This is a genomic window from Clostridioides sp. ES-S-0001-03, assembly GCF_020676075.1.
In the GTDB taxonomy this organism is placed as follows: domain Bacteria; phylum Bacillota; class Clostridia; order Peptostreptococcales; family Peptostreptococcaceae; genus Clostridioides.
The window spans coordinates 665,374-684,154 of record NZ_JACVWJ010000002.1 but is presented as its reverse complement, the minus strand read 5'-3'; the positions used below and the strand labels follow the sequence as shown (position 1 = coordinate 684,154).

Genomic DNA, 18,781 nt, shown 5'->3' with positions numbered 1-18,781 from the left:
TCAAATTGTTACTTTTTAAACTTTTCAATTCCATCAAGACCATTATTTGCTGTTATGATAGTATAATCTGCATTTTCTAAAAATGTTTTTATTATATTTTGGATATCTATATCGTCTTCTATGACCAATATTCTCTTTGACAAGCTTATCCCCTCTTTCTATAATTATAAACTTTAGATTGTATAACATATTTAGATTATACACTATCTTTATGTTTTTGATGTGTAGCATATGGTACTTCTCCTAAGTACTTTTCATATTATATTTATAAAATTGCGAAGCCAATATAATAACAATATGAATTTTTTCCATTCATTTTTTAAATTTTTTCTTATTTTATCTTTATTAATTTTTTTTATAAATACTAAATTTTATTTGTAAATATATAGCAATTTTTATATTATTTCTATATAATATATATGAGTAAATAATTTTGGAGGATTTGTCTAATGAGTGAATTTAAAGATGTTACTGCAGTAAAAAAAGCAAACGTTTATTTTGATGGTAAAGTAAGTAGTAGAGTAATAATATTTCCTAATGGAGAAAGAAAAACTTTAGGATTGATGTTACCTGGAGAGTATACTTTTTCTACTAGAGAAGAAGAAATAATGGAAATGCTTGCTGGAAGCATGGATGTAAAACTACCTGGAAGCAATGAATTTGTGACATATAAAGAAGGTCAAAAATTTAATGTTCCTTCTGATTCAAGTTTTGATTTAAAAGTTAATGAAGTTGTTGACTATTGCTGTTCATACATAGCTGATTAATAAATATATATGATATTCTTATATAAAATTTAATGTAAATAAAAAAAGAACAACTATATTTAATATTAAGTTGCTCTTTTTTTTATATTGCTCAAATTAGTTTAAATCTGGAACTATTGTGTCTAGTATCTCATCTAATACAAATAACATAACTTTTATCATAATCGGCATTAACACTGCTAATACCATAGTTATAAGGATTAGCTCTTTACTTAGAGCTACAAATGAGAATAATCCACCTAAAAATAGAATCCCAATAACAAATGCTATGGTCATGCTTACAATTAAAAATAATCTTTCTTTATTAAATGGCAAGCATTGCTGTCTTAGTATTAAAAGACCACATATACCAGTTAATATAGCACACATTGTGGAAAATACACTTGAACTATAACCTAAATATTCGACTATATTGTAAACAATAATTACATTTAATGTTACACATAATGCTCCTGGTAAAGCATTTTTTAATATATTAAGTAAAAAATTTCCTGAAATTCTACTTCTATTTGCCTCAAGAGCTAAAAAGAATGATGGTATACCTACTGTTACAGCTCCAATCAATGATAATTGAATTGGCACAAATGGATACTGTCTACTAAAGAAAAATAATGTTAATAGTGATAAGAAGAATGAAAAGATTGTTTTTACTAAAAACAAAGAAGATGCTCTTTGAATATTATTGATTACCTTTCTCCCCTCCATAACAACCTTTGGCATGGATGCAAAATTTGAATCTAATAAAACTAAATTAGAAACATTTTTGGTAGCATCACTTCCAGATGCCATTGCAATACTACAGTCAGCTTCTTTAAGTGCTAACACATCATTTACACCATCTCCTGTCATTGCTACTGTACGATTTTGTTGTTTTAATGCTACAATCATTTGTTTCTTTTGTTGTGGGCTTACTCTTCCAAAAACACTATATTTATCAACAGCATCGTATATGTCTTTATCATTTTTAAGTGTTGTTGCATCAATAAATCTATTAGCTGTTTTAAGACCTGCTTTTCTTGCTACTTCACTTACTGTTATTGGATTATCTCCAGATATAATTTTTATATCTACACCTTCATTATAAAAAAATTCTAAAGTTTCCTTAGCCTCATTCCTAATTTTATCTAATATCAATATAAAAGCAAGCGGTTTTATATCTTCAGGTATCTTATTATCTTCCATGTAAGAGTTACTATGAGCTAAAGCTATTACTCTATTTCCTGCTTTAGAATATTTTTCAATTTCTATTTTTAAGTCTTTATATCTATCTTTAAAAATAAACTCAAAGGCTCCTATTAAGTATGTACCTTCATTTTCAAAAACAACACCACTGTATTTTCTTGCTGATGAGAATGGAATCAAATTTTTAACTTTATACGTATCTGAAATATCATATTTATCTCTTATAGCATTTAATGTCGCATTATCATCTTTAAGAGAATTACACAAATTTCCCATAATCTCATTTACATCAACTTTTTCAAGCATTACTACATCATCAACTTGCATTTTACCTTCTGTAATTGTACCTGTTTTATCAAGACATAATGTGTCAACTCTAGCAAGAGTCTCTACACAATATAATTCTTGAACTAAAGTCTTGTGGCTTGCAAGTTTTATTGTCCCAACAGCTAAGGCAATACTTGTAAGCAGAGTTAATCCTTCTGGTATCATTCCATTTACAGCTGCCACAGTACCTACTACAGATGTTACTATAGAATCTCCATTTCCAAAATGTTGTTTTACAAACAATATAATTCCTAAAGGAATAATTATTACACCAACAACTTTTAATATTGCATTTAATGAATTTCTGAGTTGAGAATTGTGTTTCTTGGAAATTTTAGCGTCACTAGCTATCTTATTTGCATAGTTATCTTTTCCTATATTTTCAACTTTTACAAATGCATCTCCAGAAACTACAAAACTACCAGAATATAAAAAATCACCTTTGCTTTTTACAATAATATCAGATTCTCCTGTGATTAGAGATTCATTTACCTCTAACTTTCCTTCTAAAACTTTTGAATCAGCACAAATTTGATTTCCTGTTTTTAAAATCATAATATCGTCTAGCACTAATTCTTGAACATCAATCTTTATTTTCTCTTTTTCTCTTATAACAGATACTTTGCTTGATACTATAACAGATAGATTGTCCAACAATCTTTTTGCTCTTATTTCTTGAATCACACCAATAATAGTATTAATTACAGCAATAAATATAAATAAGGTATTTTTAAAAGAGCCAACTGAAACTAGCAAACAAACTAAAACAATATTTATAAGATTAAAAAGTGTAAATATATTATCTTTAAAAATTTGCTTGTATGTTTTAGTTTTTCCATTGTCAAATACATTAATTAAATTGTCTTCTCTTCTACTTTTAAGTTGTTCACTGTTTAATCCAACATTTATATCACAATTATATCTTTTTAAGTTAACTTTATCCATATTATACTCCTTTCAACTTAACTTTTTCTTTAATAGTAATATCTATAAATATATTGTAAAATTCTAATTTAGTTTAATATATCTTATTGTAGTTTATATAATAAAACATAAATCTAAAGATTTAAATATCATAATTCTTAAGATTTCCTAAATTTTTTATGAATTTCGATATATTCTTATTAAGTTTAAATTAAGTTAAAAGAATAAATAGGTTTATTCCCTATAAAATAAAACTAGTTTATATATTCAATTTCCAAATCTTCATGTTTTCCTTTACCATATATAACCATTCCTATAACTGAAATTATTATAAGCATACTTCCTACAATACTATAAAAATTGAACTTTTCATTCAGTAAAAATACTCCTGCAAATATAGATACTACCGTAGCGATATTTGATAATATTGATGTAAATGATATTGTTCCAATTAGTTGCATTGCTGCTGTTATTTCAATTGGTGTAAATTCACTTTTAGATAATTTTCTTACATATACACCATATGCACCTGCACAAATTACTGCCGCAAGTATCATTATTCTTCCAAGTATACTACTTGTTTGATTAACTGTATTTTGTAAATTTACTATTATAACTCCAAAAACTGCAATTACGATACACACTACTTGTTTTAAGTTCATTTTTTCATTTAAAAATATAATTCCCATAATCCCTGTAACTACTGGTATCATAGATATCATAACTCCAACTTCTGATGTAGATGTATACTTAACTCCAAATGTCTCAAGCATAAAATATAGAAATGGTTGAAACATACATAAAATCAAGAGGGATTTAAATCCTTACATTTTCTAGTAATATATAAAAAACTTTAACAGTACATACCATGTATGTCAACATATATACAAAAAAGCTATCTAATTTAAAATAGTTTAGATAGCTTTTTAATACAAATACAAAGTTTTTGTATATTTAAATTATTTATTATTTTAATTACTTATCTTTGTGACCATGTTAATATAGGCTTTTTCACTGCTCTTGCATCATCAACTCTTTTAACTAAAGTATTATGTGGAGCAGTTTTTAGTAATTCTGGCTCTTCCTTAGCTTCTTTGGCGACATTCTTCATAGCTTCAATAAAACTATCTAATGTTTCTATACTCTCACTTTCTGTAGGCTCTATCATAAGTGCTTCATTTATAATAAGAGGAAAATACATTGTTGGAGGATGATATCCATAATCCAACAATCTCTTTGCTATATCAATAGTTTTTATATTTGCTTCTCCTCTTGGTAGTCCACCTAATACAAACTCATGTTTACATAAAGTGTCTATTGGTAAAATATAATCATCTTTTATACTTTCTTTTATATAATTAGCATTTAGAACTGCCATTTCACTAGCTTCTTTAAGTCCATCTCTTCCCATTGTCAATATATATGTGTAAGCTCTTACAAGGACTCCAAAGTTTCCATAGAAATTTTTAATTTTTCCAATAGACTTTGGTCTATCATAGTTTAATACATATTTATCTTCTTGTTTTTCGATTATTGGAATTGGTAAAAAAGACACTAACTCTTTTTTTGCTCCAACAGGTCCAGCCCCTGGACCACCGCCACCATGAGGAGTTGAAAATGTCTTATGAAGATTAAGATGGACTACATCAAATCCCATATCTCCTGGTCTTGTTATTCCCATAATAGCATTCATGTTTGCACCATCATAATACAAAAGACCACCTGCTTCATGTACAAGGTCAGCTATTTCTTTTATATTTTTTTCAAATAGCCCAAGAGTACTCGGATTAGTAAGCATAAGGGCTGCTACTTCACCATTTAAAACTTCTTTTAATGCATCTATATCTACAGCACCATTTTTATCAGACGTTATTTGAATTACATCAAAATTCGCCATAGCTGCACTTGCTGGATTTGTTCCATGTGCAGAATCTGGAATTATTACTTTAGTTCTTTTATAGTCTCCTCTATTTTCATGATACGCTTTTATAAGCATAAGACCTGTAAATTCACCATGTGAACCTGCTGAAGGTTGAAGTGTCACTTCATCCATACCTGTAATTTCTGCAAGTTTATTTGATAAATCATACATAAGAGCAAGAGACCCTTGTGCTGTATCTGAAGATTGATATGGATGCATTCCAGTAAAGTTTGGAAGTGCTGCCATATCTTCATTAATTTTAGGGTTATATTTCATTGTACAAGAACCTAAAGGATAAAACCCAGTATCAACACCAAAATTCTTATTTGACAATAAAGTATAATGTCTAACTAATTCTAATTCACCAACTTCTGGTAAGTTTAATTCATTTTGTCTAGCCATAGTTGGGTCAATCATATCTTCTATTTTTATATCATCTATATCTAATTCTGGAAGTGAGTATGCTTTTCTACCTTTTTTAGATATATCTATCAACAAACTATTATATTCTTTCATTATAACCCCTCCATTATTCCAACTAACTTATCTATTTCATTTTTACTTCTTTTTTCAGTTACACAAAGTAAAGTTGAATTTTTTAATTCTGGATAATTGTGTTCTAAATTATAACCACCTAATATATTTTCTTCTAAAAGTTTATCGTTTATAGTGTCTATATTATAATTTCCTTGTACTGCAAATTCTTTAAAAAATCTGCCTTTAAATATAGGTCTGTATTTTCCTGTTTGCACAAGTTTATTATAAGCATAGTGTGCTTTTTTCATTGATTGCATACCAACTTCTTTAAATCCTTCTTTACCCATAGTAGCCATGTATATTGATGCTACAAGAGCATTTAGAGCTTGATTTGAACATATATTAGAAGTTGCTTTTTCTCTTCTTACATGTTGCTCTCTAGTTTGTAAAGTTAATACATATGCAATTTTCCCTTCTGTATCTAAACTTTGCCCAACTATTCTTCCAGGCATTTTTCTTGTATATTTAGATTTACTAGCCAAAAATCCTACATAAGGACCTCCAAAATTAAGAGGATTTCCTAGTGATTGAGCTTCTCCAACAACAATATCTGCTCCTATTTCACCTGGTGTTTTTAAAACACCTAATGATATTGGGTCAACACTCATAATTAACATGGCTTTATTTTCATGAGTTATTTTTTCTATTTCTTCCATCTCTTCAATAATCCCAAAGAAGTTAGGAGTTTGTATAAGGACACATGCTGTATCTTTATCTACAGAAGTTCTTAATTTTTCTATATCTGTAGTTCCATATTCATTACAAAAATCAATTTCTACTATTTCACAATCTTTATATTGTAAATAAGTTTTTAGTACTGATAAAGTTTCTGGATGTGTAGTTTTTGATACTACTATTTTACTTTTTCTAGTTTGATTCATTGCCATTATACATGCTTCTATTGCAGCAGTCGCTCCATCATACATTGATGCATTTGCAATTTCCATACCAGTAATTTCTGCAATCATAGATTGGAACTCAAACACTACTTGCAAAGTTCCTTGACTTATTTCTGCTTGATATGGAGTATATGCTGTATAAAATTCGGACCTTGAAGTTATATGCTTTATAATTGATGGTATATAATGGTCGTATGCACCAGCTCCAAGAAAACAAGTTAAATCTTCTAGACTTAAATTTTCCTCTGACAATCTTTTTACTATTTTACTAACTTCCAATTCAGATTTTCCACTATCTAGATTTAAATCTCTTTTTAATTTTAGTTCATCTGGTATATCTGAAAATAATTCATCAACTGAGTTTAATCCAACTACTTTTAACATTTTTTCCTTATCTTCATTTGTGGCAGGTATATATGAAAATTTATTTTCTTTATTTACTACAACATTATCTTTTTTATATTGTTTTTTATAAAAAGGCTTCTTAACTGTTATAGCAGGAACAACTTTTTTTCTAATTGCTATACCTATTTCATTTCCTGCTTTTGCATATTCAGCATCTATAATTCCCATTCCTAAGATTTTTCCTGTTGTTGGAGATGCACACCCAGTAGTTACAAAACCAACTGTTTTATTTCCAACTTTTATATCATATCCATTTCTAGGCATCCCTTTACCTTGCATTTCAAATCCTACTAATTTTCTTTTAATCCCATTTTCTTTTTCTTCTGCTAAGATTGATTTGCCAATAAATGATTCCTTATTTACTTTTACAAAAACAGATAATCCTCCTTCAAGTGGAGATATGTGTTCATTTATCTCATGTCCATATAGAGGTAGAGCTGCTTCAAATCTTAAAGTATCTCTACAACCTAGACCAGCTGGACATATATCTTCTCCTCCAACTTTCAGGACTTCATCCCAAATTGCTTTTATATGTTCATTTTTGCAATATATTTCAAAACCATCTTCTCCAGTATATCCTGTTCTTGAAACTAAACAAGAGTATCCAGATACTTTTATTTTTGGCATTGACTTATAAAATTTTATTGATTCTAAATTTATGTCCGTGATTTTTTGAAGAATTTTTTCTGCTTTAGGTCCTTGAACTGCTAATTGACAAACTTCATTAGATATATTTTTTATATTTACTTTATACCCTTCACTTTGCTTCATTATCCATGCAACATCTTTGTCTATATTTCCTGCATTTATTACTAACAAATAATCTTCTTCCCCAAACTTATATATTAATAAATCATCAACTACTCCACCATTTTCATAGCACATAGGTGTATATATGATGTCATTGACTTTTAATACACTTATATCATTCGTAACTAGATTTTGTATAAATTTTTCTGATTCTACTCCTTTTACTTCTATCTCTCCCATGTGAGATACATCAAATATACCTGCACTTTTTCTAACCATTTCATGCTCTTTGTTTATTCCTTCATATTCTAAAGGCATTTCCCAACCAGCAAATTCAACAAGCTTTGCACCAAGCTCTTTGTGTGTATTATACAAAGGTACTCTTTTTAATTCATTCATATATAACCCTCCCTATAAAACTAAACTTATTCTATTTAAGCAACTTCGCCATTATGTCCTGTATTTTCCCATAAAAAAAAATATATAAGCATAGGAAATAATCCTAGCCTATATATCCCTGTTTGTATACCTGAAAGATTTAATAATTTAATATTATTCTGCTTCTTCGGTGACTTATAGTATTTAACTTAAGTCTCTCCAGAGTCCCATCAATTAGCGATATCTTTGCCTGAAAGCTTCTCTAAGAATTGGCATTTCTTAAATTTCTTCTTCGGCGCCTTTTTGTATAAAGGTCTCTCTCGCTAATCTCACTTGGAAATATTTATTTTCAATTTTATTTTATGAATATTTAAATCAAATGTCAACACATTATATTTATTTTTTTTTATGTATTAATTTTTTTGTTAAGTTTTTATTATCAATTATTTCTCTTTTATATTATTCACTCTTCTGCAAACATATTATATATTAATGCAAAATAACATTTTCACTTAATTTATTATTAAAATAACACACAAAGAACCAAATGTAAATTTGTATCGAGATTTACTATAACATGTTAAAAGTATATTCATACACTTGATGAAATCGTTTACAATTTTAAACTTGTGAAAAATAAGATTTTTAAAATAGAATATTTTTAATAGAATTACAACTATTGAATGGTTATGTGATTTGAATATTTCTTAAAATTTTAATCATTTTATACTTTTAAAATACATTGCTATAAAATTTTATACCTTTATTTACATACATTTTAAATGTTGTATATGTAATTTTATTTTTGTATAACAAAAAGAACTTATTGAGCTTTTTTACAAGTTTTCTAAAAATAACAATATAGCAAATTCCTATCATTAGGTATCCCTATTAATTTAATATAGTTATTTATCAAAAAATAAAAACGGGATAGCCCACTCCGAAAGCCAGCAACCCCAGTTTTTTTTCAGCACAACTAAGTACTGTAAAGTGCGGATGAAGGGAGTCGAACCCCCACGCCAATGGCGCTAGATCCTAAGTCTAGTGCGTCTGCCAATTCCGCCATATCCGCTTATATTACTCTTTTATTTTACTATATTTCGCTATTATTTTCAATAACTTTTTTAAATTATCTAAAAATAAACAAAATAATGATAATAAAAGGTAAAATTCATTTACAGCCTTATTCTGCAAGTTCTATTTCTGCTTCATCAACTCTCTTACCTATAACTTGAAGACCTACAAATACAGCTGCTATAGCAACTGGCAATACTATATATATTGGCAATCCAAATCCAGCTGGTATATATCCAAATACAATAGTAATTACTGCTGTAAATATAGCATATGGCATTTGAGTATTAACATGGTCTATATGATTACATCCAGCTCCCATTGAAGAAAGTATTGTTGTATCTGAAATTGGAGAACAATGGTCTCCAAATATTGCACCTGTTAAAACTGCACTTGTGCTTACTATTACATAAGACATGTCAGGATTTAGTGAATATGCAAGTGGTATCGCAAGTGGCATAAGTATACCCATTGTTCCATAAGCAGTTCCAGTAGCAAAAGATATTATTGCTCCTAATCCAAATATTAAACTTGGTAGTAAGAATGGAGGCAGTGAACCTGATAATAAATGTATCAAGAATTTAGCTGTACCTAACTCTTTTATTACTGAACTTAATGACCAAGCAAGTATTAATATTACACCAGTGATTACTAAACTTTTCATACCATCTATCCAAACATCAATTGCTTCTGATACTGTAAAAATCTTCTTAACTACAGCCATTATAATAGCAACTAAACTTGCAACTAATGCAGATTGGAATAATGCTCTAGATGCATCAGATGCACTAAACGCTTCTTTGATTGCTTCAAAAGAATATGGCGAATTTGTAAATAATTGTATTAAAGTCTTATCTTCTCCTCCCATTATAGATGTATATCCACTATAATAGAATGATGCTAGTGCAACTACTATTAATGTACCTATTGGAATTATAGCATTCCATACACTTAATTTCACTCCATCTTTTGGAGCTAAATCATCCAACTCTTCAACACCTTCATCAAGGTCTGTACCAATTTTTCTACTTCTAGATTTTATTTCAGCTTTTCTCATTGGTCCAAATTCTTTTAATAATAACGCTGAAATTACAATAAATGCTAATATTAATATGTTATAAAATCTAAATGGTATTGTATTTAAAAATATGCCAAATGCATCAACATCTACACTGATACTTTCAAAAGCATCATGTATCAAACCAACTTCAAGACCTATCCATGTAGATATTATAGCAAGCCCAGCAACTGGTGCTGCTGTAGCATCTATTATAAATGCTAATTTTTCTCTTGATATTTTCATTTTATCTGCAACTGGTCTCATCATAGGTCCTACAATTAATGAATTAGCATAATCATCAAAGAAAACTAAAAGACCTAAAAACCAAGTTATAATCTGTGTACCTTTAGCTGATTTTGCTCTCTTTGCAAGTGCTTCAGCTATAGCCTTAGCACCACCCATCTTGGCAACAAGATTTATTACTCCCCCAATTGCTAAGACTTGTAGTATTATCCCTGCATTCCACGGGTCTGATAGAGATACTAAAGCTCTATCTACTAAGTCTAAAAACGCTTGTATAAATGCAGCAAATACATTAACTCCACTGACTTGAATTATAAAACTTCCAGAAAGAATTCCTAGCAATAAAGAAATTATTACATTTTTAGTTATAAATGCAAGTATTATAGCAACTAATGGTGGTATTAAAGTTAAAATTCCAAATTTTTCTGCGTTAGCCAGTGCAATGGTATCTATATCTTCCTCTGCAAATACCATTACAGTTGACATTATAAACATAATTGTCGTCAGAAAAATAATGTTAAATTTTTTATTTCTCATATAAATCTCCCTCTCTTTTTAATTTTGTGAATTATATAGGGTATTATGGGTTATGATAAAATAAAAAAGCCTTGAGTGGTAAACACTCAAGGCTTAAACATTACAATACATTGATAATACTAAAAACAAATATAATATAATTCCTTAAATGATAGCTCACCACAAATAAACCTGTGACAGTTGTACATATATTTTATGTACCCCCAGCAATATAATCTTAAAGCATCGATTATAAAACTTCGGCAATATCCCCTTTCCCAATAATTCTTTGTGCTTAACTCCTTATTGGTACTGATAGATTATTGCGCCTCTACCCTTTTATTCACTTTTATTAAATATATTTTGAGTATATATTATTTATTTAAAATTTGCAAGGAAGTTTTAAAAATTTTACTTTAAAGGATTTTTTATATTATTGTCGAATTATAAAAATAATTGTACTAAAATCAGCTAAAAAAATTTTATCAATTATATGGAGGAATTACTTTAATGTTATTAATTTACAATGAAAAAACAAACCCTTATTTTAATTTAGCAATGGAAGAATATCTACTTAAAAACTTTGACGAAGATTTATTTATTTTATGGAGGAACGAACCTTCTATAATCGTTGGAAAAAATCAAAATACACTTTCTGAAATAAACTTAGAATATATAAAAGAACATTCAATACCAGTTGTTAGAAGACAATCTGGCGGAGGAGCTGTATTTCATGATTTAGGAAATATAAACTTTACATTTATAGCTTGTAATAATAATAGCTTTAGTGATTTCAGAAGATTCACTCAACCAATAATAGACTTGCTTAAAACCTTAGATGTCAATGCTGAGTTTTCTGGAAGAAATGACCTTCTTATAGAAGGTAAAAAATTCTCTGGAAATGCTCAACATAACTATAAAAATAAAGTGATGCATCATGGGACACTTTTATTTTCATCTGAAATAAATGACCTTTCAAATGCACTAAAAGTAAAACCCATAAAGTTTGAAGGTAAAGGCATAAAATCTGTAAAGTCTCGTGTAACCAATATAAGCGAACATTTACAGTCTGATATGGATATACTTGAGTTTAAAGATGCTATAATGAATTATCTTTCTTCAACAAATACTGGTAATACAAATTACTCTCTAAGTAAATATGACATAGAAGAAATAGAAAAACTTACTAAATCAAAATATGAAACTTGGGATTGGAATTTTGGTAATTCACCAAAATACTCCCTTTCAAATGAATTAAAATATGCTGGTGGAAATGTAGAATTTAATTTAAATGTTGATAAAGGTATAATAACTAGTATAAAGTTTTTTGGAGATTTCTTTGGGAAGTGTGATGTATCTTTTGTAGAAGATAAACTTATTGGTACAAAGCATGAGGAGAATTCATTGAGATCTATTTTAGATGCTATTGAAATAAATGACTATTTCTTGGGTGCTGATACTAATATTTTAGTTTCTGGAATTTTGGGTGTTAAATAGAAATAACAAAAACTTTAAAATATTTATAAAATTATGTTTACAGACACAAAAAATCATGCTAATATGTATAACATAATTAAAAATTAATACTTCTTATCCAGAGTGGTGAAGGGACTGGCCCTGTGAAACCCAGCAACCAGTATATTTTTTAATATACATTGGTGCTAAATCCTGCAGTATTGTACTGAAAGATGAGTTTAAATTAGCTTTTAAAGCCTGAGTTTACACTCAGGCTTATTTTATTTTCACAATGTGATAAAAAGAGGGTATTTTATTTTTAACTAATCAATTATATTCAGGAGGGAATTTTTATGAAATTCAAAAAATTATTAAGTTTGTTATTATGTCTAGTATTTACTTTATCTGTAGTTGGATGTTCAAAATCTAAAGACGATAAAAAAATTGTTGTTGGTGCTACTTTAGTTCCAGGTGGAGAGTTGTTAGAGGAACTAAAACCACTGATTGAAGAAAAAGGTTATACTTTAGAAGTTAAGAACTTTGACGATTACATACTTCCAAATGAAGCTTTAAATAATGGCGAAATTGATGCAAATCTATTTCAACATGAACCTTATCTAAAAGAAGCTGTTAAAGCTAAAGGTTATAAAATAATGGCAGGAACTAAACTATATGTATGCCCAGCGATACTTTACTCTTACAAAATAAAATCTGTTGATGAATTTAAAAAGGGAGATACAATTGCAATAAGCAACAATCCATCTTCTTGTTCTAAAGACCTTAGATATCTTGAAAGTATAGGACTTTTAACTTTACCTAAAGAAAATAATTTAGTTAGTCCTAAAGATATAATTGAAAATCCAAAGGGCATACAATTCAAAGAATTAGATATTGCTCAAATACCATCTTCTCTTCCAGATGTAACTGCTGCATTTATAGACACTACTTACGCAGTACCTGCTGGTCTTGATGCTAAGAAAAATGGAATCTACACAGCACCAGTAAATGATGAATATGCTAATCTTTTAGCATTTAGAAGTGAAGATAAAGATAGTGAAAAAATTAAAGTTCTACAAGAAGTTCTTACATCAGATAAAGCAAGAAACTTAATTAAAGAAAAATACAAAGGAATTGTAATTCCTGTTTTTTAGTAGAATTAGTATAATTTTAATATTATTATTGTAATCTTGTTGAATGTTGACTTGTTAAGTGCTACCATTTAAGTAAATCTATGTTTGTGGAGGAAGATTACTATGGCTATAGAATTGAAAAAAGGACAAAAAATAAATCTTACAAAAAAAGAAAATACCGATTTAGGTGAGATTTTAGTTAATTTAAATTGGAATCAAAAAGTACAAAAAAAGGGCTTTTTTGGAGCTCTAAGAAATAGTAATATAGATTTAGATTTAGGTTGCTTGTTTGAAATGAAAAATGGTGTAAAAGGTGCTGTTCAAGCGTTAGGCAATTCTTTTGGCAATTTAGAACATCCTCCTTTTGCTCAACTAGATGGAGATGACCGAACAGGAAGCAATACACAAGGCGAAAATATAAGAATCAATGGTAACAAGATAAAAGAAATAAAAAGAATATTGATTTATGCTTTTATTTATGAAGGTGTGGCTAATTGGTCAGAAGCTGACGGAGTTGTAACTATTAAACAAAAACAAGATTCTGATTTAGTGGTTAAGCTTGATGAGCATAAAAATGGCTATAATATGTGTTCAATAGCATTAATAGAAAATGTAAATGATGAAACATTTAGTGTTGAAAAGGTAGTTAAGTACTTTAAAGGACATAGAGAAATGGATAATGAATTTAACTGGGGCTTAAAATGGGTTGCAGGGAAAAAATAACAATGTTTAAGAGACTATAAGTAAATCTACTTATAGTCTTTATTTATGTATTCGCCATCAACACTATCAATAAGTTCATCTTCTCTAAAACATAACTCTATATTATTTACACCTCACATAAAACCTTATAAGAATTTATAGTTTTCATGTAATTATTTAAATAAAGTTGTATATTATGTATTGATGTTATTCTCAATATTTGTATCACTGTACATTTTAAATAGTTAACAAAATTAATAAAGCACTTATATTATAAGCACTTTATTAGATTAGTATATATTAAAATATACTTTAACTATTGTAAACTATAAACAGTTTCTTCATCTAATATTTTTTCAAAGTCTAATATTGGCATTGGTTTATAAAAGACAAATCCTTGAACCAAATCACACCCAATCTCTTTAAGAAACTCAACCTGTTCTTTATATTCAATACCTTCAGCAACAGTTATAATATTTAACTCTTTTATCATATGTATAATATTTTTTATTACTATCTTCTCTTTTTCTTTATTTAAACTTTCTTTAAAAAACATTGAGTCAAGCTTTAAAACATCAAATGGTAAATCCTTCAAAACACTTAGAGATGAGTATCCTTTTCCAAAATCATCCAAAGAACAAGTAAAGCCACTTTCATGTAGGTCATGTACAATTTCTAAAAGATGCTCTTGATTTTCAAAAGCAACACTTTCTGTAAATTCAATTTCTATAGTATTTTTAGGTATATTATATTTATTTTGTATACGCGAATAAGTTTCTACAAACTTAGCATTATAAAATTGAATCTTAGAAACATTAACTGAGATGGGAACAACTTGTTCATTTTCATCTAATCTCTTTCTAATCCATCTGCATACCTCTTCAAATACATATTGGTCTACTAAGCTAATAAAAAATTCCTTTTCTAATATTGGAATAAATATCGCTGGAGATATCACACATTTGTCTGGTGTCATCCAACGTACTAAAGCTTCTGCACAATCTATTTTTTGATTATGTAAATTAACTTTAGGTTGAAAATAAACAACAAATTCTCTTCTATCGAGTGCTTCATGTATTCTACTCTTAATGGTATTTTCTTCAATCATTTTTTTGCGAATATTTTCATTATAGAAAGCATACTTAGTACCAGGTTTATTCTTGACAGTCTTTTGTGCAAAATTTGCACGATTTATCAAGTCATCTATATTTAATTTTTCATTCACATCTTCAATACAACAAATTCCACTGACAATAGTAATACTATATTTATTTTTAATTTCATCTGTAATGTTAATCAACTTATCATCTACAATTTGTTGTCTTCTTAGTAAAGCTTCCTTATCTACATAACATCTTAATGCAACAAATCTATCTGCAATCTCTCTTGCAAATGTTTCATATTTTCCAATATCATCCATCATGAAATTAGAATAGCGTTTTAATATCATGTCCCCATAATCGTATCCAAATATATCATTGATATACTTAAAATTTTCAAAATCGATATAAAATATAGCAAATTTCTTGTCTTTATGTTTATAAATATACTGTTCTGCATCCAACTTAAACTTGTCTATAGTATTTGCTCCTGTAAGTTCATCTTTATATGCAATATTTTTTAAATCTACATTTAATTTTTCAAGTCTAATTAATCTTCTATTGTACTGCATAATCAATATAATCCATGCTACTATACCTACAATTGATATTATAATTATTAAAGTCATTAAGTAATCGCTTTTTTCTTTCGAATAATGTTCTATCTCAAATACTGTGTCATTTGCAATCTTAAAAAATTCTTCACTTGTTTGTAGTAACTGACTACTATCTTCTTCCATCCTTACTTTTTTAATTTCAATATTTAAATTTTCCCATTTTCTTTCTAATAAAGATAAATACTCGTTATATTTTTTACAATCAGTGACTACTAGACCATATTTTCCATGTCCTGTATTTAATTCATGTAAAATTTCATCGATATATTCTACTAGTTCATCATTTGGTTGAAAATTCATTTCTAATTTAGTTAGACGTTGACTCGCTCCACGAACAATACCAACATAATTAATCAACTTTCCATAATCTCCAATGTTGTGAATTAATTGAACAGAAATGTAACTTATAGAAATTAATAAAACAAATAAAACTAAGATAGTTATCTTTAAAAATCTCTTCATAAAATACCTCTATCCCCTATGTTTTCACGTTTATCAGATATTCTACAATTATGCTAACTAGGTTTTTATATGTTATAAATAATTAATATGATTTCTTCAATAAATTTTCTAAACATTTTTAATAACCAACTTAGTAAAATATTGTATAATCATTTTCTCAAATAACGTGTATTAAACCTTAATAAAACTCTCTTATTACTTAAAATATAGAAGATTTTATTCTACATAGTTTATTTTTGACATTGCATATTTTTGTAAATCATCATTTTTTCAAATTTTCCAATAGGTCTAGGTTTAGTTTCTGTTAACAAACTTTAGAACCTATATAAATACTATAATCATAATAGCTATTGCAAGTTTAATGTTTGTTTATTTTTATTCAAAATCTGCAATCTAAAATCTATTGTGACCTTTTTCCTTTTTTTCATTGTTATTAATCTAGGTTGTTCATTCTCCTTTGTAGGTGGTATTGAAAATATCAATGTGTTTTTTATAATCATACTTAATAAAATAATCACTCATAAGTCCATACACTTGTAAATGTTTTTCAAGTTTTGTTGTGCAAAGTATTTTTTATGTAAACTAGTTGAGAAATAAGGGTCTGTTTAATCAATTTCTACATTCTTTCTTTAGTGCATATGCTGGAGGTTTTATACGGATAAAATCAATAATTAGTAACAAAAATAGAAAAACGTTTTTTTAGAAGATTTTATTCTAATATTTAAACCACTCCTGAGAGATTATATAATAAATATATATCCATTGAATTATTAATATAATAACATAACCTTGTTCATGTATGTATTAGATTAATTGTATCAAAATAACTAATAAACCGCAAGTTCTAGCTAGTTTTCTTAAACCTTAAACATAGAATGATAAAATAAGATTCATCAAATAAGTTGTATAATAATAGGAAGTGTAAATACTTTGAAACACGAATATGGCTTGTATTATTTAATTTATGAATACTATGTATAGAGTATATTATTTGGACATTATAAAAAAGGGCAAACTCTACCATCTATTGAAACAATTTGCAAGCAATTTAGAGTTGCACCACAAACAGCTCGTACTGCTCTATCACGAATGCAAGGTGCTGGATATATTTCAATTAGAGTTAAACTAACTTCTATTATCATCTTTAAACAAGATGAAGAAATTCAAAAAAGTATTCAATTAATTACTTTTCAGCAATAAAGGAAACTGTTATAGATTTATACAAGTCTACAAAACTCGTCCACAGAAGTATTTAAATCATAAAAAATCAGCCACTTTAAGGTGGCTGATTACATAATCATTATATAAAGCACATTTGCCATAAAAAATAGACTTATTTATTAACTGCTTTTGAAGCATCATCTATCATCTTATTTAAAGATGTAAGACCACCATCATTTACATACCATGTTGGTGCATCTAAGTATATTATATTATCATTTTTATAAGCATCCATAGACTTTATTACGTCATTGTTTAGAACAGATTTAGCTGTTAAACCAGCTTTCACATCACTACCAGTAGCTATACCTCTATCTATAACAAACATAATATCTGGATTTTGTTTAGCTACATATTCAAAAGTAATATTTTGACCATGACTTGATTCCTTTATATTTTTATCTTTATTCTTAAATCCAAAACTATTATATAATATGCTAAATCTAGACTCTTCACCAAATACACTTAAATTTCCCTCATTTACCATAAGAGTTAAAGCATTTAAGTCTTTTTCTGTTACTTTTTTATTTAAAACTTCTATTTTCTTTTCAATTTTAGCAAATTCTTGATTAGCCTTCTCTTCTACTCCAAATATTTTAGCTATTTTATTTATATTATTTTTGACAGATTCTAAATACTTCTTATCATCTTTGCTTGTACTTATTGTTGGTGCAATCTTAGATAATTGCTCATAAAAATCTTCTTGTCTTCCATTTATTATGATTAAATCTGGATTTGTTGATTTTATACTTTCTAAATCTGGTTCTTTTAATCCACCTAAATCTGCATATTTTTCATCTTTATACTTTTCTAAAGATACTGGTAAGCTTGATTTTGGAAGTCCTACTAAACTCTCACTTACACCTAGTGCATCCATTGTATCTAGTGCTGAATAATCAAATACTACTACTTTTTTAGGCTTCAACTTTACATCTGTTTCTCCTAAGCTATGAGTTATTTTTATAGTAGCATTTGAAGCATCTAATGTTTTCTTATCACTTTTTTTACTCCCACCTAATGCAAATACTGCTACTAATCCTACTATAGCCACGGTTGCTATTATTGCTGCTTTTTTATTCATCTTAATGTCTCCCTCATTTTTTATTAATAC

General features: G+C 27.9%; 13 protein-coding genes, 1 tRNA gene and 3 riboswitches. Of the genes, 5 read left to right on the top strand and 9 right to left on the bottom strand.

Features of this window, described 5'->3' with window-relative positions; genetic code table 11:
* Nucleotides 1-8: 8 nt before the first annotated feature.
* A complete protein-coding gene (locus IC174_RS21360; RefSeq protein ID WP_413927179.1) occupies nucleotides 9-143 on the bottom strand; it encodes a hypothetical protein in 135 nt (44 codons plus the stop codon).
* Between the two features lie 306 nt (nucleotides 144-449).
* Between IC174_RS21360 and IC174_RS06365 the strand changes: the two genes are divergently transcribed.
* Nucleotides 450-767: a pyrimidine/purine nucleoside phosphorylase gene (locus tag IC174_RS06365; protein ID WP_227433130.1), complete on the top strand. Its 318-nt coding sequence runs from the start codon at nucleotides 450-452 to the stop codon at nucleotides 765-767.
* A 96-nt stretch (nucleotides 768-863) separates the two neighbouring features.
* On the opposite strand, the gene IC174_RS06360 is transcribed toward IC174_RS06365, so the two are convergent.
* From IC174_RS06360 to IC174_RS06330, 6 genes are all read right to left on the bottom strand, one after another.
* Nucleotides 864-3,221 (bottom strand): HAD-IC family P-type ATPase, encoded by a 2,358-nt coding sequence (locus IC174_RS06360; RefSeq protein ID WP_227482419.1) that lies wholly within the window; start codon nucleotides 3,219-3,221, stop codon nucleotides 864-866.
* 233 nt (nucleotides 3,222-3,454) lie between these two features.
* Nucleotides 3,455-4,009: a DMT family transporter gene (locus IC174_RS06355; RefSeq protein ID WP_227482418.1), complete on the bottom strand. Its 555-nt coding sequence runs from the start codon at nucleotides 4,007-4,009 to the stop codon at nucleotides 3,455-3,457.
* A gap of 170 nt (nucleotides 4,010-4,179) precedes the next feature.
* On the bottom strand, nucleotides 4,180-5,637 hold the full coding sequence (gene gcvPB, locus IC174_RS06350; protein ID WP_227482417.1) for an aminomethyl-transferring glycine dehydrogenase subunit GcvPB: 1,458 nt from the start codon (nucleotides 5,635-5,637) through the stop codon (nucleotides 4,180-4,182).
* On the bottom strand, nucleotides 5,637-8,111 hold the full coding sequence (gene gcvPA, locus IC174_RS21065; RefSeq protein WP_255612882.1) for an aminomethyl-transferring glycine dehydrogenase subunit GcvPA: 2,475 nt from the start codon (nucleotides 8,109-8,111) through the stop codon (nucleotides 5,637-5,639). Before gcvPA ends, gcvPB begins: the two co-directional genes overlap by 1 nt.
* Nucleotides 8,112-8,318: 207 nt before the next feature.
* Nucleotides 8,319-8,423, bottom strand: a riboswitch (glycine riboswitch).
* A gap of 658 nt (nucleotides 8,424-9,081) precedes the next feature.
* Nucleotides 9,082-9,162 (bottom strand) — tRNA-Leu (locus IC174_RS06335).
* A gap of 111 nt (nucleotides 9,163-9,273) precedes the next feature.
* Complete coding sequence (locus IC174_RS06330) at nucleotides 9,274-11,004, bottom strand: Na+/H+ antiporter NhaC family protein (RefSeq protein ID WP_227482416.1); 1,731 nt, start codon at nucleotides 11,002-11,004, stop codon at nucleotides 9,274-9,276.
* A gap of 144 nt (nucleotides 11,005-11,148) precedes the next feature.
* A riboswitch (Lysine riboswitch) is annotated at nucleotides 11,149-11,325 on the bottom strand.
* Between the two features lie 168 nt (nucleotides 11,326-11,493).
* Between IC174_RS06330 and IC174_RS06325 the strand changes: the two genes are divergently transcribed.
* From IC174_RS06325 to IC174_RS06315, 3 genes are all read left to right on the top strand, one after another.
* Nucleotides 11,494-12,480: a lipoate--protein ligase gene (locus IC174_RS06325; protein ID WP_227482415.1), complete on the top strand. Its 987-nt coding sequence runs from the start codon at nucleotides 11,494-11,496 to the stop codon at nucleotides 12,478-12,480.
* A gap of 90 nt (nucleotides 12,481-12,570) precedes the next feature.
* Nucleotides 12,571-12,678: riboswitch (SAM riboswitch) on the top strand.
* A 113-nt stretch (nucleotides 12,679-12,791) separates the two neighbouring features.
* Entirely contained in the window at nucleotides 12,792-13,589 is a 798-nt protein-coding gene (locus tag IC174_RS06320) for a MetQ/NlpA family ABC transporter substrate-binding protein (RefSeq protein ID WP_227482414.1), read from the top strand.
* A 102-nt stretch (nucleotides 13,590-13,691) separates the two neighbouring features.
* Entirely contained in the window at nucleotides 13,692-14,291 is a 600-nt protein-coding gene (locus IC174_RS06315; protein ID WP_227433117.1) for a TerD family protein, read from the top strand.
* Between the two features lie 295 nt (nucleotides 14,292-14,586).
* Here IC174_RS06315 and IC174_RS06310 read toward each other — a convergent pair whose 3' ends face one another.
* Entirely contained in the window at nucleotides 14,587-16,449 is a 1,863-nt protein-coding gene (locus tag IC174_RS06310) for a GGDEF domain-containing phosphodiesterase (protein ID WP_227482413.1), read from the bottom strand.
* Nucleotides 16,450-17,433: 984 nt separating this feature from the next.
* Between IC174_RS06310 and IC174_RS21355 the strand changes: the two genes are divergently transcribed.
* Complete coding sequence (locus IC174_RS21355; RefSeq protein WP_227482447.1) at nucleotides 17,434-17,649, top strand: GntR family transcriptional regulator; 216 nt, start codon at nucleotides 17,434-17,436, stop codon at nucleotides 17,647-17,649.
* Between the two features lie 133 nt (nucleotides 17,650-17,782).
* Here the strand turns inward: IC174_RS21355 and IC174_RS06300 are convergent, their stop codons facing one another.
* Nucleotides 17,783-18,751 carry a siderophore ABC transporter substrate-binding protein gene (locus IC174_RS06300; protein WP_227433113.1) on the bottom strand — a complete coding sequence of 323 codons (969 nt, stop codon included), beginning with the start codon at nucleotides 18,749-18,751 and terminating at the stop codon, nucleotides 17,783-17,785.
* Nucleotides 18,752-18,781: the final 30 nt, after the last annotated feature.

Bases quoted from the DNA above. Each gene is read 5' to 3' on its own strand.
- IC174_RS06365 (WP_227433130.1), top strand. From the start codon at position 450: ATGAGTGAATTTAAAGATGTTACTGCAGTAAAAAAAGCAAACGTTTAT.
- IC174_RS06360 (WP_227482419.1), bottom strand. From the start codon at position 3,221: ATGGATAAAGTTAACTTAAAAAGATATAATTGTGATATAAATGTTGGA.
- gcvPB (WP_227482417.1), bottom strand. From the start codon at position 5,637: ATGAAAGAATATAATAGTTTGTTGATAGATATATCTAAAAAAGGTAGA.
- gcvPA (WP_255612882.1), bottom strand. From the start codon at position 8,111: ATGAATGAATTAAAAAGAGTACCTTTGTATAATACACACAAAGAGCTT.
- IC174_RS06330 (WP_227482416.1), bottom strand. From the start codon at position 11,004: ATGAGAAATAAAAAATTTAACATTATTTTTCTGACGACAATTATGTTT.
- IC174_RS06325 (WP_227482415.1), top strand. From the start codon at position 11,494: ATGTTATTAATTTACAATGAAAAAACAAACCCTTATTTTAATTTAGCA.
- IC174_RS06320 (WP_227482414.1), top strand. From the start codon at position 12,792: ATGAAATTCAAAAAATTATTAAGTTTGTTATTATGTCTAGTATTTACT.
- IC174_RS06315 (WP_227433117.1), top strand. From the start codon at position 13,692: ATGGCTATAGAATTGAAAAAAGGACAAAAAATAAATCTTACAAAAAAA.
- IC174_RS06310 (WP_227482413.1), bottom strand. From the start codon at position 16,449: ATGAAGAGATTTTTAAAGATAACTATCTTAGTTTTATTTGTTTTATTA.
- IC174_RS06300 (WP_227433113.1), bottom strand. From the start codon at position 18,751: ATGAATAAAAAAGCAGCAATAATAGCAACCGTGGCTATAGTAGGATTA.